This window comes from Nonomuraea sp. NPDC050680 (genome assembly GCF_040654555.1).
GTDB lineage: Bacteria > Actinomycetota > Actinomycetes > Streptosporangiales > Streptosporangiaceae > Nonomuraea.
Genome location: NZ_JBFAIF010000059.1, coordinates 1 through 1,001, shown reverse-complemented (window position 1 = coordinate 1,001; position 1,001 = coordinate 1). Strand labels below are relative to the sequence as shown.

Here is a 1,001-nt window from a genome sequence, read left to right as displayed (position 1 = left end):
CGACCCCGAGCTTCTTGTTGATCTTGTAACGACCGACCTTGGCCAGGTCGTAGCGCTTGGGGTTGAAGTACAGGTTCTCCAGCAGGGTCTGCGCCGACTCCTTGGTCGGCGGCTCACCCGGACGCAGCTTGCGATAGATGTCCAGCAGCGCGTCGTCCTGGCCGGCCGTGTGGTCCTTCTCCAGGGTGGCACGCATCGACTCGTACTGGCCGAACCGCTCCAGAATCGCCTCGCTGGTCCATCCCAGTGCCTTGAGAAGCACGGTGACGGCCTGCTTGCGCTTACGGTCGATACGGACACCGACACTGTCGCGCTTGTCGATCTCGAACTCCAGCCAGGCACCCCGCGACGGGATGACCTTGCAGCCGTACAGGTCCTTGTCCGAGGTCTTGTCGACATTGCGTTCGAAATAGACGCCGGGAGAGCGGACGAGCTGCGAGACCACGACACGCTCGGTGCCGTTGATGATGAAGGTGCCCTTCGGCGTCATGAGCGGGAAATCGCCCATGAACACCGTCTGGGACTTGATCTCGCCAGTGGTGTTATTGATGAACTCCGCCGTGACGAACATCGGGGCGGAGAAGGTCATGTCCTTGTCTTTGCACTCATCTACGGAGTACTTGGGCGGCTCGAACCGGTGATCACGGAACGACAAGGACATGGTCCCCGAGAAGTCCTCGATGGGACTGATCTCTTCGAAGATCTCTTCGAGGCCCGACTGGGTCGGGACGTCCTTGCGCCCGGCCTGACGAGCCGCCTCAACCCGGGCCTTCCATTTCTCATTGCCCAGCAGCCAGTCGAACGACTCGGTCTGCAGAGCGAGAAGGTCAGGAACTTCGAGGGGCTCCTGGATGCGCGAAAAAGAGACGCGACGGGGACCAGCGGGTACGGCGGAGGCGTTGCGCGAGGCTGCCAACAGATGTCCTTCCGAGGGCTCGCGGCGGACTGACTACACGCACGCCAGACAACCTCGCAACGTGAGCAAGCGGAGCGGGTCGTCA

Annotated in this window: 1 pseudogene; it reads right to left on the bottom strand. The window is 61.9% G+C overall.

Features of this window, described 5'->3' with window-relative positions:
- Positions 1-916, bottom strand: a pseudogene (locus AB0H88_RS52550) (DNA-directed RNA polymerase subunit beta); the annotation flags it as partial.
- Positions 917-1,001 lie beyond the last annotated feature (85 nt).